Annotated in this window: 2 protein-coding genes; both read right to left on the bottom strand. The window is 61.4% G+C overall.

Annotated features, from left to right (window positions below; genetic code table 11):
* Positions 1 to 179: 179 nt before the first annotated feature.
* Entirely contained in the window at positions 180 to 824 is a 645-nt protein-coding gene (locus AB0I38_RS40260; RefSeq protein ID WP_358496169.1) for a Crp/Fnr family transcriptional regulator, read from the bottom strand.
* A gap of 1130 nt (positions 825 to 1954) precedes the next feature.
* A partial coding sequence (locus AB0I38_RS40255; protein WP_358496165.1) for a tetratricopeptide repeat protein occupies positions 1955 to 2243 on the bottom strand: 289 nt, incomplete at its 5' end.

Raw genomic sequence — 2243 nt, 5'->3', positions numbered from 1 at the left:
ATCATCCGGCCGGTCAGCGCCGTGCTGGCCGAGCAGAGCGATGAGCGGGTCGAAGCTCGCCGCTACATGGGATTGGACATGCCGGCCAAAGCCCGTCTACGTTTCGTCCCCGGCGACACACCCGCCCCGGCTCCGATCCCGCAGCCATTGACCGATTGACCTGCGGATGCAGGATCTCATCAGCGGTCGAGCTCCTTCACGGCCTCGCCCAGTGCTGAAAGGTCAGTGATGACGATCGTGTTTCGTGAGGCCTCGACACCCCGTTCCGCCAGTTGCCTGAGTGATGCAGAGATGGTGTTGCGGCTGACCCTGAGATGGAGGGCGAGATCGGTACGAGTGAGGTGCAGCACAGCCGGCCTGTCAGGTGCGGCACCGCTCCAGTTGCGGCTGGCGAGGCGAACCAGGGCGAACGCCAGCCGGATCCAGGGAGGACTGTTCCCCTGCACGATCATCGACTCGATAAGGCGCCCATGGGTATGCGTCACCACCGGGAGGGTGAGTGAGCGCTCCGCAACGGATCCGAGGTATGCGTCAGGGCGCACAACAGCGACTTTGCACGGCAGCAGTGTCTCAACGCTCGCAAAATGGCGACAGCTCTGCAAGACAGCAGTTCTCCCGACGAACTCGTATGGCCCGCGGAAGGCGAGGATGCTACGTTCGCCGTTCAATTCCGTACGCTCCACCTTGACCAGACCCTCGATGATGATGACCACTCGGTCGCCTGGTTCGCCTTGCCTGAGGAGGAGCTGCTCGGCGCGGCAGTAGTAGGTCGGAGACGTTTTGATGAGATCTTGCAAGAGGTCTTGTTCGGGGGTCGCTTGCACAGGCCAAGTATAGAAGCTTCCGAGCTCGCGAGGTGGTGTGTTCGAACACTTGGAAGGCTGGTCAGGGAATGGCGCATCAATCATTTCCACAGCCGCCGAACAGCGACGATGACGCTCATTGATGTGAAGAAAATTATCGTAATTCGGTGATCCCGAAGAATAGTCTTCAGTTGTCGAGCCCAACCATCGATGCGTGAGGCTTCAAGATCCGATTCGGCGGGAGGAGCCTGCCGGGTCCAAGAAGTCGTCGTTGCAGGTGGAAGCGGCGAGTATGTCTGAGGGTGGCCGTGAAGGGCGGCTCTGATTCACTCCTTGTGAATCGATCGTGCGGCCTCACCCTGCCTGGAATGATCTTGGCGCGCGCGGCTCTGCGTACATTGGAACGTGGCCGAGGCGCCGACGTGGGGGCATCGGCGCCAACTGGCGGATGTGTGGCGCTGACCCGATACCGGATGGCGATTCGAGCCGCTGGTGCAGCGTTTTCCGCTGCATCGGGACGCACGACTTGTGGAGCAGGTCGAGGGCTTGACCGAGGGGTCCAATGGTGGCGGACGCAAGCCACCCTTCAGTACTTTCTGTCATTTAACCTACACATTGTGTTATCAAGGGATTGTCCATACCTACAGGACCTCGACAGCGGGGAGCAACATGCGTTTCCGTACACGCCGCACAGCGCTGGCCATCGTTCTGGCTGCGAGCGTGGCACTGACCACAGCCGCTCCGGTCACGGCCGGCATCGCCTGCAGAGGATAGCGGGCGGCAGCGGGGAAGCTCGGCTGAGTATGAACCCAGGCGCAGGTGCCCCCGGGGACGTCATCAAGATCATCCCCCATATATCCCCAGAGCACTGTCCTGCGGCAGTATTCGGGTGCGCTCGGCGGCCTACCAAGGGTCTGGCAAGCAAAAGACCTGCGGTTAAGAAACCGCAGGTCAGAAGGCGAAATGCCTGGTCAAGATGAGTGCCCCCGGCAGGATTCGAACCTGCGGCACCCGCTTTAGGAGAGCGTGGACCAACCTGCATGCTCACCCACTCTGACCTGCAGGGACGCCTCATACGGTCCCTACAGCTTGCCTGATCATCCCGCGCATGTCCCGCACGAGCGCGTTGGCACCGTCCTCCGGCGGCAGGCCTACGAAGGAGCCCTCTGGCGCAGGACCTCCTCGAGGTTACCTTGCGCAATGTCGCGGATGTGATTGTCCTCCATTGACTTGGAGTGGACTATGGCTTGCTCGAATGCTGTGATCGCTTCGTCGAAGCGCCGCACCTCGCGTAGTGCATTGCCGAGGTTGTTCAGCGCTCCGGCTTCGCCGTGGGGGTCGCTGAGGTTGCGGTAGATGGCGATGGCGGTTTGGTGGGCGGTGATGGCTTCGTCGAAGCGGCGTACTTCGCGTAGGGCAATGCCGAGGTTGGTCAATGCC

Source organism: Nonomuraea cavernae, assembly GCF_040655715.1.
Classification (GTDB): domain Bacteria; phylum Actinomycetota; class Actinomycetes; order Streptosporangiales; family Streptosporangiaceae; genus Nonomuraea; species Nonomuraea cavernae_A.
This window is presented reverse-complemented; position numbering and strand designations above follow the sequence as displayed.